At 65.7% G+C, this 19,605-nt stretch carries 13 protein-coding genes; 6 read left to right on the top strand and 7 right to left on the bottom strand.

What is annotated here, in order from left to right:
• Positions 1 to 86: 86 nt before the first annotated feature.
• Together K4L06_RS14855 and K4L06_RS14860 are read right to left on the bottom strand one after the other, a co-directional pair.
• A complete protein-coding gene (locus tag K4L06_RS14855) occupies positions 87 to 917 on the bottom strand; it encodes a trypsin-like serine protease (protein ID WP_221672128.1) in 831 nt (276 codons plus the stop codon).
• Positions 918 to 1,129: 212 nt separating this feature from the next.
• Positions 1,130 to 1,552: a nuclear transport factor 2 family protein gene (locus K4L06_RS14860; protein ID WP_221672129.1), complete on the bottom strand. Its 423-nt coding sequence runs from the start codon at positions 1,550 to 1,552 to the stop codon at positions 1,130 to 1,132.
• A gap of 173 nt (positions 1,553 to 1,725) precedes the next feature.
• On the opposite strand from K4L06_RS14860, the gene K4L06_RS14865 reads away from it, so the two are divergent.
• From K4L06_RS14865 to K4L06_RS14880, 4 genes are all read left to right on the top strand, one after another.
• The gene (locus K4L06_RS14865; protein WP_221672130.1) at positions 1,726 to 4,026 is read left to right on the top strand and encodes a CocE/NonD family hydrolase; all 2,301 of its coding nucleotides are present in this window, start codon (positions 1,726 to 1,728) and stop codon (positions 4,024 to 4,026) included.
• Between the two features lie 220 nt (positions 4,027 to 4,246).
• The gene (locus K4L06_RS14870) at positions 4,247 to 5,143 is read left to right on the top strand and encodes an alpha/beta hydrolase (protein ID WP_221672131.1); all 897 of its coding nucleotides are present in this window, start codon (positions 4,247 to 4,249) and stop codon (positions 5,141 to 5,143) included.
• 441 nt (positions 5,144 to 5,584) lie between these two features.
• Positions 5,585 to 9,424 carry a non-ribosomal peptide synthetase gene (locus K4L06_RS14875; protein WP_221672132.1) on the top strand — a complete coding sequence of 1,280 codons (3,840 nt, stop codon included), beginning with the start codon at positions 5,585 to 5,587 and terminating at the stop codon, positions 9,422 to 9,424.
• 97 nt (positions 9,425 to 9,521) lie between these two features.
• Entirely contained in the window at positions 9,522 to 10,598 is a 1,077-nt protein-coding gene (locus K4L06_RS14880; protein WP_221672133.1) for an NAD(P)/FAD-dependent oxidoreductase, read from the top strand.
• 8 nt (positions 10,599 to 10,606) lie between these two features.
• Here K4L06_RS14880 and K4L06_RS14885 read toward each other — a convergent pair whose 3' ends face one another.
• The 3 genes from K4L06_RS14885 to K4L06_RS14895 form a co-directional block, all read right to left on the bottom strand.
• A complete protein-coding gene (locus tag K4L06_RS14885; protein ID WP_221672134.1) occupies positions 10,607 to 11,857 on the bottom strand; it encodes an acyl-CoA dehydrogenase family protein in 1,251 nt (416 codons plus the stop codon).
• Entirely contained in the window at positions 11,857 to 13,560 is a 1,704-nt protein-coding gene (locus K4L06_RS14890) for a fatty acyl-AMP ligase (protein WP_221672135.1), read from the bottom strand. The genes K4L06_RS14885 and K4L06_RS14890 overlap by 1 nt, the downstream gene beginning before the upstream one ends.
• 72 nt (positions 13,561 to 13,632) lie before the next feature.
• The gene (locus K4L06_RS14895; protein WP_221672136.1) at positions 13,633 to 13,929 is read right to left on the bottom strand and encodes an acyl carrier protein; all 297 of its coding nucleotides are present in this window, start codon (positions 13,927 to 13,929) and stop codon (positions 13,633 to 13,635) included.
• Between the two features lie 449 nt (positions 13,930 to 14,378).
• On the opposite strand from K4L06_RS14895, the gene K4L06_RS14900 reads away from it, so the two are divergent.
• Positions 14,379 to 17,171, top strand: coding sequence for a hypothetical protein (locus K4L06_RS14900; protein WP_221672137.1), 2,793 nt, complete (start codon positions 14,379 to 14,381; stop codon positions 17,169 to 17,171).
• Positions 17,172 to 17,430: 259 nt separating this feature from the next.
• A complete protein-coding gene (locus tag K4L06_RS22635; RefSeq protein WP_255595150.1) occupies positions 17,431 to 17,742 on the top strand; it encodes an OST-HTH/LOTUS domain-containing protein in 312 nt (103 codons plus the stop codon).
• A 221-nt stretch (positions 17,743 to 17,963) separates the two neighbouring features.
• Here K4L06_RS22635 and K4L06_RS14910 read toward each other — a convergent pair whose 3' ends face one another.
• Positions 17,964 to 18,551: a hypothetical protein gene (locus K4L06_RS14910; RefSeq protein ID WP_221672139.1), complete on the bottom strand. Its 588-nt coding sequence runs from the start codon at positions 18,549 to 18,551 to the stop codon at positions 17,964 to 17,966.
• 99 nt (positions 18,552 to 18,650) lie between these two features.
• Positions 18,651 to 19,571, bottom strand: a complete 921-nt coding sequence (locus K4L06_RS14915) for a hypothetical protein (protein WP_221672140.1) — start codon at positions 19,569 to 19,571, stop codon at positions 18,651 to 18,653.
• Between the last annotated feature and the right edge of the window lie 34 nt (positions 19,572 to 19,605).

The raw sequence follows: 19,605 nt of genomic DNA on the forward strand, positions 1-19,605 counted from the left end.
TCGCGGCTTGTGACCGAAGGAAATCCCCGTGGGACGCCGCTCCTACAAGGGAGCGGTCGGCCTGAACTCCAGTTCGTGCGGCCGCTTCAACGCCCGGCGGTTTCCCCGGAATCCCTGCCAGACGCCATCGTCTCTTCGATCCAACCTGCGTAGCTCCCCAGCCGCACGCCGTAACAGGTCTCGCCGTACCGGCCCGGGCGCAGTTCGGTGCCCTCGACCTGGCCGCGCTTCCACGCCGTCAGGCCGGCGACGCGCCACTGTTTGCCCACGGCGACCAGGATCGGCCCGCCGCTGTCCCCGCTACCGATCGATGCCTCCAGCGGCAGCGCCTTCGGCGGTGCGTCGAAGCGATAGCCGATCCAGCGGGCGTCCTCGCTGTCGATCCGGTTATAGCCCTGGCGCAGTTCGGTCCGGTTCGGCCCGTGCAGGGAATGCCCCTTCGTGCCCGTCCCGGTGGCGCCGCGTCCGATGATCCGGACTACCTTGCCCAAGGCCCGGCCGTCGTAGATGCGCGCCGGCGCGACATCGGCGACCGGCTCGGCCAGTTCGATCAAGGCGATATCGTCGGACGCCGCGGCGAAGGCGAAGAAGGCCTCCCAATCGCCGGATTTCAGCGCCGCGTCGATCATCGCCTGCGGCGGTGGCTTGTAGCCCGGATGAACCACGATGCGCCGTACCGCACGGGGCGCGCCGCCGACGACCACCGAATCCACGGCGTGCTGCCAACCGACGGCATGGGCGGCGGTGACCACCCAGCCCGGCGCGATCAGCACCCCATGGCCCTCGCCGGGCATGTCCGCCAGCGCCGGGAACTCGGCGGCCGCCAGCCGATAGCGCGAATCGGGAACGTCGTCGCGAATGACGATGGCATCGGCACCGAACGAGGCCAGCAGGAGCAGCAGGGCGGCAGCGCGCATGCGCGACATCCAGGGTCGGAAACCGCCATTGTCGGGCCCGGAGCGTCGCCTTGGCTACAGATCGGGAAACCTTGCATCGGATGCCGCCGGCGCGCTTCCAGCGCGCGCCGCCAGGCGGGTGGAACCGCCGTGCGAGCCGGCGTTGAACCGAGACCCGCCCGGGAGGCTGCGATCTCGCACCGACTGCGTCCGAACCGCCCGCGTGCTCTCGTTCAGACCGATTGCTCGGCCACGAACACCTTCTGCACGATCTGCCAGCGTCCGTCGAGGTAGAAGCACGACAGCAGGTCGGTCACCTCGCGCGGCGCGATCCGCAGGCGCAACTGGAGCAGGGCCATGTCGCGGGCCACGGCGATGGACAGGATCCGGTCGTCGCGCGCGTCGCCTGCGTCCTGCGGCGAGGTCAGTTTGCGCACCGCATCGAGCCAGGCGGCGACGGGCGTCACCACCACGCCGTCGTCGCCGCGTCGGGTGATCGAGGCCGTGGGGGCGAACAGGGGCGCGAATCGGTCGGCGTCCATGGCATAGGCGGCGTCGAAGTAGGTCTTCGCCAAGGCGATCAGCGCCTCTGTTTTTCCGGCTGTATGCGAGTCTTGCGGCGTCATCGCGGTTCCTTTCGGCGGGTCGGTGCGCACGATATATCGATGCGGTTGACGGGATTAATCCCCGCGCGCTAACCGGCCTTGTTAGCTGGGCTAAGCAATCCAGGGCTGTCGTGAATACTCGGTTACTCTCGGCTGGCGACTTGTGCGACGATTCGGCCGACGACGACATCTCCTTGGGGAATCCGTCGCGCCTGGGAGGGCGAATGCTGCGATCCATCCTGTTGCCGGCGCTGGTCGCCGGTGGTTTGTCGTGCGCCGCCCATGCATCGACGGCGACGCTCGCCGCGGTATCTGCGCCTTATGTCCTGCCCGCGGCGGTCGCCGACGACAACGCGCGCCTGGACGCGGCCATGCCGGCGCTGGCGCGACAATTGCTCGCCGGCCATCGCGACGACGACCGCAGCCGCGACCTCAACCAGCGCTTCCGCCTGCAACTGGTGGCCGGCGACTACGCCGCCGCCGAGCGCAGCCTGGACGCGCTCGCCGCCACCGCCACCCAGGGCCCGGTGCCGGTGCGGCCCAACTTCGCCCAGTACCGGCTGTACGCCCGCGCCAAGGCGCTGCAGGCGGGGCAGGGGCTGCGCTTCGACCAGGCCCTGTCGCGCGCCTTCGCCGAAACCGTCGCGACCCTGGACGACCGCAGCGCCGCCCTGGCCATGCGCGTGCTCAACTTCGAGGCCACCGAACTGCCGCGGCAGCGGCGCGCGCTGGCCGAGGCGCTGGCGCCGCTGCGCGAACGGCCCAGGCTGGACCGCAACGCCGCGCTGGCGCTGGTCCGCAGCTACCAGATCGAACGCAGCTACGCCGCCCTGGCGCCGCGCCTGCCCGCGCTGATCGCCGAAGACGACGCGCGCCGTTACGCGATCCAACGCGACGTCGCGGTGGCCACGCCCGACGGCGCCACCGTCTGCGCGCTGATCTTGCGCCAGCGCAACGCGCCCGCGCGCCAACCGACCCTGCTCAACTTCACCATCTACGCCGACCCGGTCCCTACCTTCAACGAAGCGCGGCGCACCGCCTCGCACGGCTACGCCGGCGTGGTCGGCACCAGCCGCGGCAAAGGCTGCAGCCGCGACCGCCCGGTGCCCTACGAACACGACGGCGACGACGCCGCGGCGCTGATCGACTGGATCGCCGCGCAGCCCTGGAGCGACGGCCGGGTCGGCATGTACGGCGGCAGCTACGAGGGCTTCACCCAATGGGCCGCGGCCAAGCGCCGGCCCAAGGCGCTGAAGGCGCTGATGCCTTCGGTGACCGGCGCGCCCGGCATCGACGTGCCGATGGAAGGCGGCATCTTCTACGGCTTCCAGTACTACTGGCCGTTCTACGTCACCAACAACCGCCAGGTGGACAACGCCCCGCTGCAGGACTATCCGCGCTGGAACCGCATGCACCGCCAGTGGTACCTCAGCGGCCGCCCCTACCGCGAACTGCCGCAGATCGACCGTACCCCCAATCCGTTCTACCTGCGCTGGCTGTCGCACCCGGACTACGACGCCTACTGGCAGTCGATGATCCCGTACCGCGACGAATTCGCCGCGCTGGACTTGAAGGTGCTGACCACCACCGGCTACTACGACGGCGCCCAGATCGGCGCCCTGTACTACCTGCGCCAGCACTACCGCTACCGCCCGCAGGCCGAGCACTACCTGGTGATCGGCCCCTACAACCACGTCAGCGGCCAGCGCGGCACCGTTGCCACCGGCGCCGAACTGCGCGGCTACACCCTGGATGCGCAAGCGCAGATCGACCTGGGCGAACTGCGCTACCAATGGTTCGACTACGTGTTCAAGGACGCGCCCAAGCCGGCGTTGCTGGCCGACCGCATCAACTACCAGGTGATGGGCGCCGACCGTTGGAAGCACGCCCCCTCGCTGGCGGCGATGGCGCAACGGCGCCAGCGTTTCTATTTCGGCGCCGCCGCCGGCGACGGCCGCCACGCCTTCGCCGCCGAGCCGGCCGCGGCCGACGGCTACGTCGAACAGACCATCGACCTGCGCGACCGCAGCGACGCCGACCGCATCGTCCCCGGCGGCGCCATCCTCGACCGCGAACTCGACACCGCCGACAGCCTGGTCTTCGTCAGCGACCCGGTCGGCATCGCCGAATTCAGCGGCCTGTTCTCCGGCCGCCTGGAAGTCGAAACCAACAAGCGCGACTTCGACTTCAACATCTCCCTGTACGAGCAACTGCCCGACCAGCGCTATTTCGAACTCTCGCGCTATCAGTCCCGCGCCAGCTACGTCGGCGACCTCAGCCGCCGGAAACTGCTGCAACCCGGCCAGCGCACCGTGCTGGAGTTCGAAGCCGGCCGCGCGATCAGCAAGCGCCTGCAACCCGGCAGCCGGCTGGTGGCGGTGGTGAGCCTGTTGCGCAATCCGCAGCAGCAGATCAACTACGGCAGCGGCAAGGCGGTGGCGGGGGAGAGCATGGCGGATGCCGGCGAGCCGGTGCGGGTGCGCTGGTACGAAGAAAGCTATCTGGAGATTCCGTTGAGCCTTTGAGCCCTTGCGCCGGCAAGCGTGGTGCAAGATCGCGTCATCACATCAGGGAATCGGGGGCATCGGCTATGCGAACAGCTTCGGCATCGGCTTGGTTTCGAAGCGGGCTGCCTGCAGAACGAGGGGTAGGGCGGAGCGATCCGATGCGCCGCGGTCGATCGCGCGGCGGCCCGGGCCGGAAAACGGCGTCTGCGAAATGTCGCTTTTCTACCGGCCGCCAGCCATGAGCGCGATCGATCGCTTTGCCGCGTTGCGGGGCTGGCGGGAGGCCGGCGAGTTCATCACTGTCGGCGGCCGGCGCATCTACTGCCGTCGCGGCGGCGCGGGGCCGCGGCTGCTGCTGATCCACGGTTTCCCGACCAGCAGCCTGGATTGGGCGCCGATCTGGCCGATGCTGGCCGCGCGTTTCGAGGTGCTGGCCTTCGATCTGCTGGGCCTGGGCTTTTCCGACAAACCCCGCGGCCACCGCTACCGCGTGCATGAGCAGGCGGATCTGGCCGTAGCGGTCGCGCACCATTACGGCTGGAACGCCGCGTTGGTACTCGCCCACGATTACGGCGATACGGTCGCGCAGGAACTGCTTGCCCGAAACGAACGCAACTCCGCGCTGCGCATCCTTCGTCTGTGCTTGCTCAACGGCGGACTGTTCCCGGAAACCCATCGTGCGCGGCTCATCCAGCGACTGCTCGCTTCGCCGCTCGGCCCTGGCCTGGTCGGGCTGATGAGCCGGCGCGGCTTCGCGCGCAGTCTCAATGCCTTGTTTTCGCCGGCGCGGCCGCTCAGCGAGGCGCAGATCGACGAGTACTGGGCCTTGCTGCAGCACGAACGGGGCCTGCAGGCGGTGCCGTCGCTGCTCGGCTACGTGGCCGAGCGCCGGCGCGAACGCGCGCGCTGGGTCGGTGCGCTGCAAACGGCCGAGGTGCCTGTGCGCTTGATCTGCGGTGCGCTCGATCCCGTCAGCGGACTGCATATGGCCGAACGCTATCGGCAACTCGTGCCGCGTGCGGATATCGTCGTGCTGGACGATGTCGGCCATTTTCCGCAGTTGGAAGACCCGCAGCGCGTGTTCGCCGCCGCCGCCGAATTTTTTCTCGGCGGCGACGCGCAGTCGAGCGTGTGAGACGGTTCGGAATTCCGGGTCAGGGCGACGCCGATCCGCCGCATCCGATCGATCCGAACCCATCAAGAACGCGACAGGGTAGAACCCGACAATCGCGCACGCCGGATCGCGCCGTCCGGGCGACATACGCCGCTGCGTTTTTCGGTATGCGGGCTACCGGATCGACGCTGCATCGAGCGCAAGAGATGAACGCGGATCGTCGTCGCCGGCATGCCGTCATTCGATGCATCGCTGGCCGGTCGCGGACGGTTTGCCCGTCTGCTCCAGGGCGGTCGGTGCGTATCGCCGAACGCGCAAGGCGAAACAGCACGACTAACCCATATTTTTGTCGGGAACAGTGAAAGGGTTTCCGAAAACCAAAAACGGCCGTTGACGCTTCCAGGGGTGGGATGTAGTGTCCGGCCGCAGGACGAACCGGTGTAGAGCAAAGGAGAAATGCTCGTGAGCGCGCCCTCGAACGACGGGACCATGGCCGTGCCGGACGCCAGTCCCGGCCGTGCCGACTTCCCGCTGACCGACATGCAACGCCTGCTGGTCGTCAGCGCCGCCGACGGCATGGAATATGCGCTGCATCCGCACCTCTATTTCGAGGTGGAGCGTCCCGGTCTCGACATCGACCGCTTCGTTGCCGCGATCGGCCGCGTGATCGAACGCCACCGGCGCAATATCGTCGCCGTGACCCCGGATCTGCGGCTGCGCCAGGTCGACGAGGTGGAGCCGCCTCGCGTATCCGTCTGGGACCTGCGCGGATTGTCCGAACTGGCGACGACGCTGGGACTCGCCCAGATCCGACACCGGATGGCGAATCAGCCGCTGCCCATGGACCGTTGGCCCTGGCTCGATTTCCAGCTGACCCGCTACGGCGACAGCGACGTGCGGCTGCACGTCAACTTCAGCAACCTGTTTCTCGATCAGTCCTCGGGCCTGCGCCTGCTGTCCGAGATCGAGCAGTACTACGCGAATCCGGATACCGAATTGCCCGCCGACCCGGTCGGCATCGCGGAGGTTTCGCTGGCGTTGGCGCAGCGCCACGACGCCGCCGACCGCGCGCGCGCCTACTGGGACGAGCGCATCGCCGCGCTGCCCGCTCCGCCCGACCTGCCGCTGCTGCGCCTGCACGGAAACCCCGGTTTGAACCGGCGCCGGCTGGTGGTCGACGCAGCGACGTGGAGCGCCTTCACCGCCGGCGTCGCCGCGCACGGCATGAGCCCGGTGACGGCCTTGCTGGCGGTGTACGGCGAAATCGTCGCCCGTTTCAGCGGATCGCGCCATTTCATTCTCAATCAGATGATCACGCGCCGCCTGCTCAGGCGGATCCCGGGCGCCGAGTCGGTGCTGGGCAACCTCGGCGCGATCTATCCGCTCGAATTCGATTGGCGCGGCACCGCCTCCCTGCAGGAACGGGCCGGCCGTCTGCAGGCGACGATCATCGGCGATCTCGGGCGCACCGATTGGTCGGGCGTCGATGTGCTCGGCGCCTTGAATTCCCGCCACCATTCGCAAGGCCGCGCCGCGTGTCCGTTCGTGGTGTCGTCCGGCTTGGCCGGCGGCGAGCAGGAGGCGTTCGTCTACAGCAAGCTGGCGACGCCGCAGGTGTTGCTGGACCACCAGTTCTTCGCGCTGCGCGGCGGCCGCATCGAAATCGTCTGGGACGTCGTGGAAGCGGCGTTCCCCGCCGGGTTCATCGATGCGTTCTGCAGCGCGCACGAAGCGCTGATACGCCGCTTGGCCGCCGACCCGCAAGCCTGGACCGCGACGGCCACGTTGGTGTCGTCCGACCGTCCGGCGCCGCCGGCGCAAACCGGTCCCACCCGGCCGCAGCACGCGGGCCGCCTGTCGGACGGGCTGAAGGTAAGCGCCTGCCTCGCGCCCGAGCGTCCGGCGGTGGTCTGCGGCGACGACGCGCTGAGCTACGGCGAACTGGCCGCGGCCGCCGAATCCTTGGCGAAGGTCTTGTGCGCCCGGGGCGTTCGCCCCGGCGACCGCGTCGCCATCGTGCTGGCCAAGGGCGTCCCGCAGATGATCGCGGTGTATGCGGCGCTGCTCGCCGGCGCCGCGTACGTGCCGATCGATCCGGCTTGGCCGCAGAAGCGGATCGACCAACTGGTGACCGACATCGGCGCGGCGGCGATCGTCTGCGTCGACGGCAGCGACGGCGGCGAACGCGAAGGCGTGCCCGTCGTCGCGGTCCGCGGCGATGCGGCGGCCTCCGCCGGCGCCGCCTGCGCCGGCACGGTGCTGCCCGCCGAGCTCGATCCGTCCGGTCTGGCCTACGTCATCTACACCTCGGGCTCGACCGGCCAGCCCAAGGGCGTCGCGCTCGATCACCGTGGGCCGATCAACACCATTCTCGACGTCAACGGCGAGTTCGGCATCGTCGCCGAGGACGTGCTGTTCGGGGTGTCGTCGCTGTCGTTCGACCTGTCGGTCTACGACATCTTCGGTGCGGCGATGGCGGGCGCGACCCTGGTGCTGCCCGATCCGGCCGACCACAGCCCGCACGCCTGGCTGGCGGCGATGCTCGAACGCGGGGTCACGGTGTGGAACTCGGCGCCGCCGCTGATGCAGTTGCTGGTCGACGTCGCCCGCGCCGAGGGCGTGCAACTGCCCGAGCTGCGCCTGGTGATGCTGTCCGGCGACTGGATCGCGCTGTCCCTGCCCGACGACATCAAGGCGATCGCGCCGAACGCGAAGGTGGTCAGCCTGGGCGGCGCGACCGAGGCGTCGATTTGGTCGATCTGGCACCCCATCGATGCGGTCGATCCGAGGTGGCGCAGCATTCCCTACGGACGGCCGATGGCGAACCAGCCCTGGTACGTTCTCGACGAGCAGGGCAATGAGACGCCGACCTGGACGACGGGGCAGCTGCATATCGGCGGCGTCGGCCTGGCCCAAGGCTATTGGGGCGACCCCGACAAGACCGCGAGGGCGTTCACGACGCACCCCGCCACCGGCGAGCGCATCTATCGCACCGGCGATCTCGGCCGCTTGTTGCCCGACGGCAATATCGAGCTGATCGGGCGCATCGACGCGCAATGCAAGATCCAGGGGCATCGGGTCGAGCCCGGCGAAGTCGAACACGTGCTGGCCGCCGATCCGCGGGTCAAGGACGCTGTCGTCCTGGTCGCCGGCGAGGCCAGGCAGAAGCAACTGCGCGCGTTCGTCGTGCCCCACGAGGGGGCGGGCCCCAGCGACGGCGAGTCGATCCGCGCCAGCCTGGTCGACCGGCTGCCGAGTTACCTGGTCCCGGCGCAGGTCACGGTGCTCGCGAGCCTGCCGGTCACCTCCAACGGCAAGCTCGACCGTAGCGCGCTGATCGCGCTCGCCGAACCGGTCGTCGTCGCCGGCGCTGCTTACGTCGCGCCGCGCACCGAGCTGGAGCAGACCATCGTCGCCGTGTGGAAGGACGTGCTGGGCGTCGAAACCATCGGCGTCGACGACGACTTCTTCAATCTCGGCGGGCAATCGTTCGCCGCGCTGCGTGCGGTCGCCGCGCTGCGTTCGCGGACCAAGCTCACGCTGTCCCTCGGCGGGCTGATCGAGTCGCGCACCGTCGCGCGCCTGGCCAGCCTGATGACCGGGCAGCGGCGGTCCAACGCCCTGGTGCCGCTGCACCCCGGCGCCGGGCCGGCGATGTTCATGGTCCACCCGGCCGGCGGATCGGTCGCGGCCTATCGCGACCTGGCGCGCGACCTCGACCGCGCCAGTTTCGGGCTCGCGGCCAGCGAGCCGCTGCCCGGCACCGTGGAAGCGCTGGCGCAGGGCTATGTGGCCGCGGTGCGCGACGCAGCGCCGGGCCCGTACACGATCCTGGGCTGGTCGTCGGGCGCGGTGATCGCGCTGGAGATGACCGCGCAACTCGAAGCGGCCGGGGAAAAGGTCGCGCAGTTGATCGTGCTCGACGCTCCGGCGCCGACCGACCCGCCGCCCGGCCCGGTCGACGACGGCACCTTGCAGGACTGGTTCCGCGAGGACACCGCCGGCGCCGACCTGCTCGACACGGAACTGCATCATGTCTATCCGGTGTTCGCGCAGATCGTGAACGCCTGCCGCAGCTACCAGCCGCCGGTCGTGGCCGCGGACGTCGCCCTGATCCGGGCCCGCGACGGGCGGGTCAGCGAATACGCGGAACATCCGCACGAGGCCATGGGCGATTGGGGCTGGTCTCCGCGCACCCGCGGCACGGTGGCCACGCGCGTGGTCGCCGGCACGCACCACAGTCTGTTCAGTTCGCAGCACCTCGCCGACGTCGTGTCCGCAGTCCAGGAGCTCAGCCGATGACCCACGCACGCCCTTGCGGCTCGCCCTCGCGCCTTTGCGCGTCCGCATCTGTACTGCCCGCGCCGGCGCCGGTTCGCGCCGGGGTGGTGGAGTGAGCATGTCCGGCACCAACGCATCGGCCGGCAACGGCGGGCTGCCCAGCGACGTCGACGTCGTGGTGATCGGCGCGGGCCAGGCCGGCCTCGCCGTCGGCCAGACGCTGAAGCAAGCGGGCGTGAACTTCGTCATCCTCGACGCCGCGAACGAACTCGGCGTTTCCTGGACCCATCGCTGGGATTCGCTGCGGCTGTTCACCTCCGCGCGGTACTGCGGTCTGCCCGGCCTGCCGTTCCCCGGCGACCCGGACCGATACCCGGCCAAGGACGAAGTGCCGCATTACTTCCGCAGCTACGCGGCGAGGTTCGAGCTGCCGGTGCATCTGGGCCACCGGGTGACTTCGGTCGGCCGGTCCGACGGGGGCTTCATGGTGACCACGCCGACCGCACGCATCGCCGCGCGCCAGGTCGTCGCCGCGGTCGGGGCGTTCCAGACTCCGGTCGTTCCCGAGTTTTCCAAGCGGCTGGCACCGTCGGTCACCCAGCTGCATTCGCACGCTTACCGCAATCCCGATCAGATTCCCGCCGGCAAGGTCGCGGTCGTCGGCTCGGCGAACTCGGGCCTGCAGATCGCGACCGAGCTGGCCGGCAGCCGTGAGGTGGTGGTCTGCAAAGGCCGCAAGCAACCCCGATTGCCGCAGCGGATACTGGGGCGCGATGCGTTCTGGTGGCTGTCCAAGTGCGGCATTCTGCGCCTGCCGACCAACACGCCGTTGGCGCGGCGACTGGCCATGCCCGACCCGGTGGTCGGCGCCAAAATCGGCGAACTGGCTCGCAGCATGAGCTTCGTCGAGCGGGTGGTCGACGCCGACGGCACGCAACTGGTCACCGCCGACGGCAAGCGGATCGAAGCATCGACCGTGCTGTGGGCGACCGGCTACCGCAACGACTGGTCCTGGCTGAGCCCGGAACTGCGCGGCTCGGACGGGCAGCCCCAGCACGACGCGGGCATCGGCGCGTCCGGCTTGCACTTCGTCGGCCTATACCGGATGCGCAACCGCGGTTCGGCGCTGCTCGGTTTCGTCGGCCGCGACGCGCAACGCGTCGGCGCAGCCGTCGCGCGCCGCAGCCGGCGCTGAGCCTAGGCTCAGCCGGCCTGCCGTTCGGCGGCCTGCGGTTCGGTCGCCTGCGGTTCGGTGGGCTGCAGCCCGAAAGCCTGCTCCGGCTGCCACTCGTCGATCAGCCGGTCGTAGTTGGCGTAGTCCGGCTCCAGGCCGGCGGCGACGATCTCCCACAGCATCTCGTCGGTGCCGCCGCCGATGCGCGCCATCTTCACGTCGCGCCACCAGCGGCCCAGCGGCGACTCCGACTCCAGCACGCCGGCGCTGCCGAAAATGTGCATGCACTCGGACATCACTTCGCCGCCGAGGCGGACCACGCTGACCTTGGCCGCCGAGGCCGAGCGCACGTTGAACCCGGCGCCCTCCGCGATCAGCCCGTTCAAGGCCAGGCGCATCATGTCGACCCGCGCCTGCAGGTCGGCGACCCGCAGCCGCAGCGCCTGATGGTCGAACAGGGTGGCGCCGAAGGACTTGCGCCGCTTCATCCGCGCGACGGTCACGCCCAACGCCAACTGGCAGGCGCCGACGATCTGCGCCGCCATGGCGAAGCGCTCCTGGGCCAGGGCCATGCTGAGCACGGCCAGGCCGGTGCCGGGGCGGGCGATCATCATCTCCGCGGGCACCCAGGTGTCGAAGAACACCGGCGCGGTGCTGATGCTGCGGGCGCCGACCGTGGCGAATTGCTTGCCGACCCGCAACTGCGAGGTCGGCACCAGGAACAGCGCCAGATCGTCGCGGCCGGCGTGGCTTTCGTCGGTGCCGCGCAGCGCCAGCACGATGTAGTCGGCTATCGGCGAAGGCGAGGCCATCTTCTTGTGCCCGCGCAGGCGGTAGCCGCCGTTCTCGCGCACCGCGGTCGAGGCCAGCCCGAGCATGTCCGAGCCCGCGCCGGCTTCGGTCGCGGAGATGCACAGCACGGCCCGGCCGGCGATCGCCTGGTCGGCGACTTCGCGCAGCCGGTCGGAACGGCCGAACCGGCGCAGCATCGCGATCGCCGAGTCGTGCAGGGTCACGCCGGAGGCGATGCCGCCGGCGCCGAGCCGGCCGAAGCGCTCGGACAAGGCCAGGGTGTGCTCCAAGGCGGGCACCGGGCGGTCCTGCCACTTGGCGGCGAAGATGCCTTCGCGGCCCAGCAATTCGACGATGCTGCGCGGGAACACGCCCGCGGCTTCGGCCTCGTCGACGATCCGGCGGGTCGACTCCAGCGCCAGGATCTTGTCCAGATGCTGCTTGAACGAGGCGGTATCGGACATCGCGGTTTCGATCTGCAGACTCATTAGCCGACCTGTTCCTGTTGTCGTTGACGGTTCATGCCATGCGACATGGCCAGCTCGGTTTCGACGATGCTGATGGTGGCGGAGCGCCGCGGCTTGCCCGACGGCGTCTTCGGCAGCGTGCGCGGCGGCACCACCGACACCAGCCGCGGGCTGACGCCGAACGCCGCATAGACCGCGTCCGACACTTCGTTTTTGATCCGGGCGCTGGATTCGAGGTCGGCGCTGTCGGCCGCTTCGACCACCACCGCGAATTCCTCGCGTATGCCCGCCGCGGCCAGGGCGACGGCGATGGCGTTGCCCGGGCGCACGCCGTCGACGCGGCAGGCCGCGCGCTCGATGTCGGTGGGGAAGATGTTGCGTCCGGCGACGATGATCATGTCCTTCAAGCGGCCGCAGACGACCACTTCGCCGGTTTCGGTGACGTAACCCATGTCGCCGGTGCTGAACCAGCCGCCGTCGCCGAGCAGCGACTGCTTGCCGTTCTGGGTGAGGTAGTAGCGCGAGACGGCATCGCCGCGGATCTTGAGCTCGCCGACCACCCGCGCCTGAGTACCGGCGTCCGGCCCGTCGCCGACCATGATCTCGCCGACCATGATCTCGATGCCTGGCAGGGGCTTGCCCAGCCGGGCCAGGTGGCGCGCGGCCTCGTCCGTGCGCGGCGACGCATACGACTTGAGTTCGATCGCCGCCTGATCGACCGCATCGAACTGCATGCCGGCGCCGGTCTCGGAGAACGAGATCGCCAGGGTGGCTTCCGCCATTCCGTACGCGGCGATGAAGGCCTTGCCGTCCAGCCCGAAGCGGGCGCCGGATTCGATCACCGCGGCGACGGTGGCGTGGTCGATGGGTTCGGCACCGCTGAGCACGAAGCGCAGCGAAGACAGGTCGAACGCGCCGTCGGGCGCCGCGCGCAGATAGCGGGCGAGCAGGGCATAGGCGAAGTTCGGCCCCGCGGTCATCGTCCCGCGGTACTTGGAGATCAGCGCCGGCCACAGCCGCGGCGAGCGCAGGAAGTCCCCGGGCGCCGCGCAAACCGCTTCCGCGCCGACCTGCATCGGCAGCACCATGAAACCGATCATGCCCATGTCGTGGTACAGCGGAAGCCAGCTGACCAGCACGTCGCTGCGCGGGTCGAGCCGCGACGCGCTCACCATCGCCGCTGCGTTTTCGTACAGGTTGCGGTGCGAGATCGCCACCGCCTTCGGCAGCCCGGTCGAGCCCGAGGTGAGCTGCAGGAAGGCGATATCGTCCTCGCCGCAATCCACCGGCGCCAGCGCCGCGCCTTCGGCCAGCGTCTCCGCGGCCAGCACCGTGGTGCCCTGCGCGCCGAACAGCGGCGTGGTGCGCGCGAACGCGTCGCCGACCACCACCACCTGGGCGCCGATCATTTCGAGCACCGCGAAGCTGTCTTCCGCCCAGGCCGCGAGGTCCGAGCGCGGGCCGGGCTGATGCAGCATCGTCACCGACGCCCCGCGCATCCATATGGCCTGGATCACCGGCGCGATGCTGGCCGGTTCGCCGACCAGCACGCCGACCGTGTCGCCGGGCTTCACCCCGGCCGAGGCCAGCGAGCCGGCCATGCGGCGGGCGATCTCATGAATCTGCTGCCAGGTGCGCCGCACCGGCTGCTGCGGTTCGCCGGTCACCAGGCCTTGGCCGGACGCGGGCGCAGAGACGAATACCTGCTGGGTAAACCTGCTCATGATGCGATCGATCCTTGATCTTCCGGTATCGCGCGCCGGCGACGGAGCGTACCGTCGCGGCGACCGGGGGCTTTAGGCGGGAACTGCGGATTCGTCGGGAATCCCGGCGTCGCAAGCGACAGTGCGATGGCGCGTCTGTTCGATCAGCCGGGTCACATCGCCGACGGTCTTGCAGCGGATCAGTTCCTCCTGCTGCAGCGTCACCCCCAAGCGCTCCTCGATCGACACCAGGCCGATCGCGAACGCGATGGAGTCGAAGCCCAACTCGCCGACCAACAAGGCATTCGGATGCACCCGCGCCGGCTCGATCGCAAGTTCGTCCCGGAAAACTGCAACGAGCGTCTCATAGGCGGTCGAATTTTCAGACATAAATCACTCCTTTGATTTCCAACGAGCGTAGCACGGCGGCTATCGCGTCCTGGATCCCCGTAGCGTGTGAATCGGGCGTTCTGCTGCAGGAATACGCGGTTTGGGGATGGCGTAGGACAAGGCCGGTTGACGCACGTTTGGCGTCATATGTGATGGAGTCCGCGTAGTGAAGATCCGAAGCTCTTGGCAGTATCGGCCTTCATCGGCGGCCAGTTCTGATGGTCGCCGTCAATACGAGAGCGGAAAAGAGTTCGCAGCCGCGCTGCGTTAGTTGGAGGACGGTTATGCTAAATCCGATCAGTTCGGCTGGAAGCAGCCCTAAGCCCGATTAGTAGCAGACAATTTGTCACGCCTGTGCATTGAGGTTTACTCAGTGTTGAAGGGAAACCGCTCTCGCGAACAGAAAGTCGGTAGGATTTCCGCAAAGCAGACCAGGGGGCGGGTTGTCGATGCTATTCGAATCCATCAAGAAGCGGATTATCAGTCGATTGATCGACGAGATCTCGGCCATGGATCCGACACATTTAGAATTGGCGGGGCATGGACTGATCGAGCTATTGGAGAACAAGAAACTTGTGCATCATGGCATCAACAAGGACTACAAGTTTGTCGGGTATACCGTCGACTCGTTCTCCGAAGATTCGACGGTCATTGCCCAATACAGTACTGAGGGCGGCTATTTCAAGAACACGGGCAAGGAGGACGCGCCCGTCTACGAAAAGATTGAGAAGGATGTGCAAAGCGCCGAGAAGCACCGACCTCGCACCGGTGCGACCAAAATCTATTTGATGTCAACGGAGGAAGAAATTCCTTCCTTCCGGTCAAAGTTCAATGGCACCGCTATGGCGCAAGAGTTGGGGGATGCGCTGATCATCCTCGACGCGCGGGAACTCGCCAAGCGCATCTACGACCTTGCCGTCGAGAGGCCGGACGCGGCGGCCTTTTTCAGAGAGTTCTTTCCCGAGTTTGGCCAAGCTCTCGACAACTTCGAGTATTTCGGTCGCCTGCCGGCCCAATGTGCAAATCATCAATCAAACGAAGCCGTCATCGCTGCTCTGCGCGATCATTTCGCGGGAGGCCGCTCCGTAGCAGTCCTGCATGGCTTGAGTGGTACGGGCAAGACACAAGCCGCCATCGATTTCGTCCACCAGGAAGAAGGGAACTTCGATAACTACATCTGGCTAGCCAGTGGCGACTGGCATCCCGACATCCCGCTCTCTGCCGTAACGCGACAGCGCGGCGGAAAGCCCTTGAACGTAGTGGGCAGCTTCAATTCGGCCAAGACCATCCTGGTGGTCGACCGGCTTGATCAGGCTGTGGATCCCGCTGTGTTCGCGGAACTCCAGTCCGGGTTCGATAAAGGCGGTGTCGTGATCGTCACGTCCCAAGTCGCTGTTCCCGGTGCACCATCGCATGTGCCAATCCCGCGAGTGTCCAGGGAAATAGCCATGCGCATTCTCGGTGAAGACCCCGCGCAGGCAAGGGAGATCAGTGAGCGTTTCGTGGACGCGTGTGGATTTTTGCCCCTGGTGCTGGCTACTGCCAAAACCGTTATTGACTCTCAGAGCGTCCCACGCGATGCGTTCTATGGGGACGTGCTGGCGTCTCCGGACGCGCTGAGTGGAGACGACGGCGTCTCCATCCTAAGGAGCATTCTGCGTCGACTCGATGGCGCGCCGCTTGCTGCTTTGGAGAGGATTGCGAATACTGGCCTGGCGATGCATGACGGCGGATTCCTTACCCACTTCATCCGCCACGTGCCAAAGTTCGAACTCCAGAAGCTGGCGTTCCTGTCGCCAGCGAGCGCGACTGGCGTCCTGCTCGTCCATGACTTGGTGTGTCGAGCCGTTCGAACGGCCGACGGCACGAGCGACCTGATCACAGAGGTCGAGCACTATATCGAACAGCTGCAAGGAGAGATGACCCCATCCGCGCTGCGTCAGATTCATCTGTCTCGAACACAGCTGCTGGCAGAGCACCATCGACGCGGAGAGCGTGGTCCAGATTGGTTACTGTATGCCTTGCTGCAGATCGAAGAGGCTAAGCAAGAGGTCTTTGCTGTCTACGCAGGCCGACCGATAATTCCTGACGGCAGCCTCGCTGCGCTCATATCCACGATCGATGCGCGCGAGCAATACGCATATACCCTGGATCACCTGGATCGTGCCGGCTACTACGCGGCCTGCGCTCAGGAGTACGAAAAAGCCTTGGGTGGTGCTCAGGGTAGAAACAGGGCGGAGCTTTTGCATCACCTTGGCAAGGCCTATCGCCGCTGTGGTGAGATAGACAAGGCACTGACGACGTTCCGGCAGTTGCTGGAATTGGAGCCCATGTGGCACGCGACACATGGTCAGATTGCACACTTGGGCGCGCAGCACGACGCCACCGAGCAGGCAAAGCAGGCCGGCGAACAGTCATTGCGCTATCTGATCACGCAGATCGTGAGCGATCCGACCAGCGTTCCTCTGCGCGTGGCCATGGCAGCGTTAAGCAATCTGCGTTCCTACGCTGAGGTGGCTGAACAGCTAAATGGAGACGAGAGAAGCATAGAGGCACTTGGGGAAGTGATAAGCCAATCAGCACTCGAAGGGCTCGATCAATTTTATGACGCCTTCGTTGCTTTTACGTCGAAGTTCAGCTACAGGCATCCGCACATCAGCTTCGAGTTGGTTAGCGCCGTTGGAGACATGTTCGAAGTCTCACCTGTATCGATTGGAAGGAGGCACTTGCTGAGCGTCAGCGAATCGCTAGCCAATGTCGCGCAGAGTGCGCAGCGCTCTGGAGATGCGACGCTGGCAAGGAGGTTGTCGGGTTTGAGCCTCATTTACGCTGAAGCGCTGCTCGCGGCGGGAGCGCCGGACTCATTTTCCGCTCGCGGCATTGCGAAAGCTTATACAATTGCTGGCGACCCTGCCCGTGCGCTGCAGGTAATTGCCGCGGTTCCGGCTGGACAGGTCAACCACTGGCTACTCTACCGCCGGGCCGAGGCTGAGTTAGCACTTGAACTGCCGCAGTCGCTTCAAACGGCTCGGGAAGCCCTCGCCGAGGCACAACGCGATCCGCGCGCAGCAAAGAATCTGGCGTCGTACTTCGACATGTTTAGTCGCTGCTTAAAGCACGCAGGCGACATTCCTGGCGCTACGGAACAAGCGAGACTTGCCGTAGCGCATAGCGAGGAGGGTCAGTTCCATCAGGAGCTGACCGAACGACTCGCTGCACTGGAGGAGCTAAGTTGCCGCTAGCCGCACTCGGCAGTCGCGGAGTGCCGCGGAGCCAGCCGAAAGCTACGAGGCGCTCAAGGCCGATTTACGCGAACTAGTGACACTACGAAATACACTCGTACACCATTTCATCGAGCCTCATGATCTCTGGACAGTCGATGGATGCCTGCATGCACAAGATGCACTTACCCGTTCATGCGCAGAGATCGACCGACACTTCGAACAACTGGGTACCTTCGCCGGCCACATGGATGCTGCAAGGGAGGCAGCTGCCGAAGTGATGCAATCGCCCCAGTTCCTCGGCATGGTGGTCAACGGCATCGGGCCCAGCGGCCAGATTCACTGGCCCGTAGCGGGCATCGTCGGAGCGTTGAGGAAAGCCTTCTGGAAACTGTCCATCGGTGGCTGGGTGAACCTGGACGCGGCCGCGCGTTGGGTGTCCGAACATCAGCCGGAACAAATCCCGAAGAAGTATGGGTGTTCCCGCTGGCGGCAGGTCATCCACGAATCCGAACAATTCGAATTGCATCGCTTCACGCACAACGGACAATTCGGGGCGTGGTTTCGAGAACGGTCTAACGCGACTGGTTGAGAATTGTGCGGGTCGTCCATCGCTCTACGGCACACCGGGTCGTTAGCGCCTACCGGCCAGAAGTGGACATTGAGCGCCTGGATCAAGCCGTAGCGCGAAGCGGCTTAAGTCACCGTCCAAAGAACCTCAGGTCGTATAGCTCGTCAGCTGATGCCGGAAATAATGACACTGTTTCACCGACTATCTGGGAGTAATTGGCGATCCAGGTGGCCCGAAGCCGTTCAATGAGATCCTGGGGAACAGCGGGCCGAATATTTTTTACGTTCCAGTCGCGCCAAAAACAAAATATGCTTGTCTATACGTTCCAGATCTCCTGGCATATTTGCGGTGAAATGGATGATGCTGTTAATGCCAAAGAATTTGTTTGGTAGCGATCGTGCAACGATGTTCCTGGCCATCTCGGGAGGCAAAGCAACGTTGCCGTTATTGACGAGAATAAGAAGACCTAGGGCCGACTCAGCTCCAAGTTCAAGTCGTGACTGCTTAATCTGGGTGTTTGCTTGTTTCAAGCTTCCATCGAGCCTCTTGCGGAGGAATGAAGTGACCTCATGTGCGCAAGTTGAAGGCAGCCGCGCAAGGTTGACGATGGTGCGGCCGACTATCGGCGGAGCCAAGTTGCGGTAGACCCAGTCCTGGTACTGACGATTCAGCCACTCACTAAAGCTGCAGTCATCAAAGTAGTTGTCAGAGAGGCACTTGAGCTCACCGACGACATTGTCCTCAGGAAACCAGTAGTCGGCCTTGGTCGGATTTCTTAGTCCGTGGGTGTCATCAAGGAGTAAGCCCCCCAATCGCCCTGACGCAGGCATTCAGCTCTTTCGGGACGTCGACGTGAATTCGCACGATGATCTAACGCAGAACGTGAGCCGCGCCCCGAAGCGACATCGGCTTGAATGAGTTTTTAGAAGTCATTTTAGGCCGTAGTACCTCAAGAGCGCTTCCTTGATTACGTCCGTGGCCACTGACAAGCCGATCTTCCAGGTGCCACCAGCGGCCTTCTTGAGGTTATTGAGAAGCCAATCTTTGACCTTGGGCCCCATCGGCTCGGCCGCACTCTCTGGCTTCTCAGAAGAGGCCAAATCTGCGAGAGCACCTGCATCGTCTGCAGGAATGCCGGCCTGAACTAGATATTGAGACAGTGCCTCTTTGTTGCCCGTGTCGATCGAGATGGAGACGAAGGCGCCGCTTTGGGCCGACACAGAAGTGTAGTTGCCGTAAATGATCTGTTGCGCGATTTGAGTGGTAACTCCTGCTGCACTCCCGGGCAGATCGGCGGTATTTGCTAGTGAGACGTTTGCCGCCTGTGGGACGGACTTTTCAATCTCAAGTGTCAACTCAAGGATTCGATTCAGAACAGCGTGTCTAATGGCGGCCAAGGACGCGCGCGAGATCGTACCAGTGACTGAGTTGCAGGCGTAGTCCTCATAGACCTTTCCCTGCAAGAGGAGAATGAGATTCGAAGCTTCAATTTGCAGTGAGCTACCCTTCTCTGAGGTGGAGAGCAGTTCATCTGCCGCGGCGATGCTTTGCCGCATTTCATAGCGAGTCCAGTGTTTGCCAGCGAACTTCTCGATCAGATAGGGTGAAATCGGCGCGTTGTTGATTCGTGAACCGAACGGGCCAAAGAAGGTGGCTCTGTAGCTAACTCCTAGGATGCGATAGTCGGGAACCTCGACTTCTTGTGGGTACCCCTCCGACTCATGTTTTACCCATTCCGCAAGCGACTGACTGCCAAGTCGCGCGGCTAGCATTCTTAGCTTGAGTAGAATGGGCGCGATGTCGGACTGGTCTTGAAGAACGGCGCTTTGGATGTCTGCAAGAAGTCCCACGGACTCGCCCCAATGACGTCTGACACTTGAGTTA

The sequence above is a fragment of the Lysobacter sp. BMK333-48F3 genome (genome assembly GCF_019733395.1).
GTDB lineage: Bacteria > Pseudomonadota > Gammaproteobacteria > Xanthomonadales > Xanthomonadaceae > Lysobacter.

Bases quoted from the DNA above. Each gene is read 5' to 3' on its own strand.
- K4L06_RS14855 (WP_221672128.1), bottom strand. From the start codon at position 917: ATGCGCGCTGCCGCCCTGCTGCTCCTGCTGGCCTCGTTCGGTGCCGAT.
- K4L06_RS14865 (WP_221672130.1), top strand. From the start codon at position 1,726: ATGCTGCGATCCATCCTGTTGCCGGCGCTGGTCGCCGGTGGTTTGTCG.
- K4L06_RS14870 (WP_221672131.1), top strand. From the start codon at position 4,247: ATGAGCGCGATCGATCGCTTTGCCGCGTTGCGGGGCTGGCGGGAGGCC.
- K4L06_RS14880 (WP_221672133.1), top strand. From the start codon at position 9,522: ATGTCCGGCACCAACGCATCGGCCGGCAACGGCGGGCTGCCCAGCGAC.
- K4L06_RS14885 (WP_221672134.1), bottom strand. From the start codon at position 11,857: ATGAGTCTGCAGATCGAAACCGCGATGTCCGATACCGCCTCGTTCAAG.
- K4L06_RS14890 (WP_221672135.1), bottom strand. From the start codon at position 13,560: ATGAGCAGGTTTACCCAGCAGGTATTCGTCTCTGCGCCCGCGTCCGGC.
- K4L06_RS14895 (WP_221672136.1), bottom strand. From the start codon at position 13,929: ATGTCTGAAAATTCGACCGCCTATGAGACGCTCGTTGCAGTTTTCCGG.
- K4L06_RS14900 (WP_221672137.1), top strand. From the start codon at position 14,379: ATGCTATTCGAATCCATCAAGAAGCGGATTATCAGTCGATTGATCGAC.
- K4L06_RS22635 (WP_255595150.1), top strand. From the start codon at position 17,431: ATGCAATCGCCCCAGTTCCTCGGCATGGTGGTCAACGGCATCGGGCCC.
- K4L06_RS14910 (WP_221672139.1), bottom strand. From the start codon at position 18,551: ATGCCTGCGTCAGGGCGATTGGGGGGCTTACTCCTTGATGACACCCAC.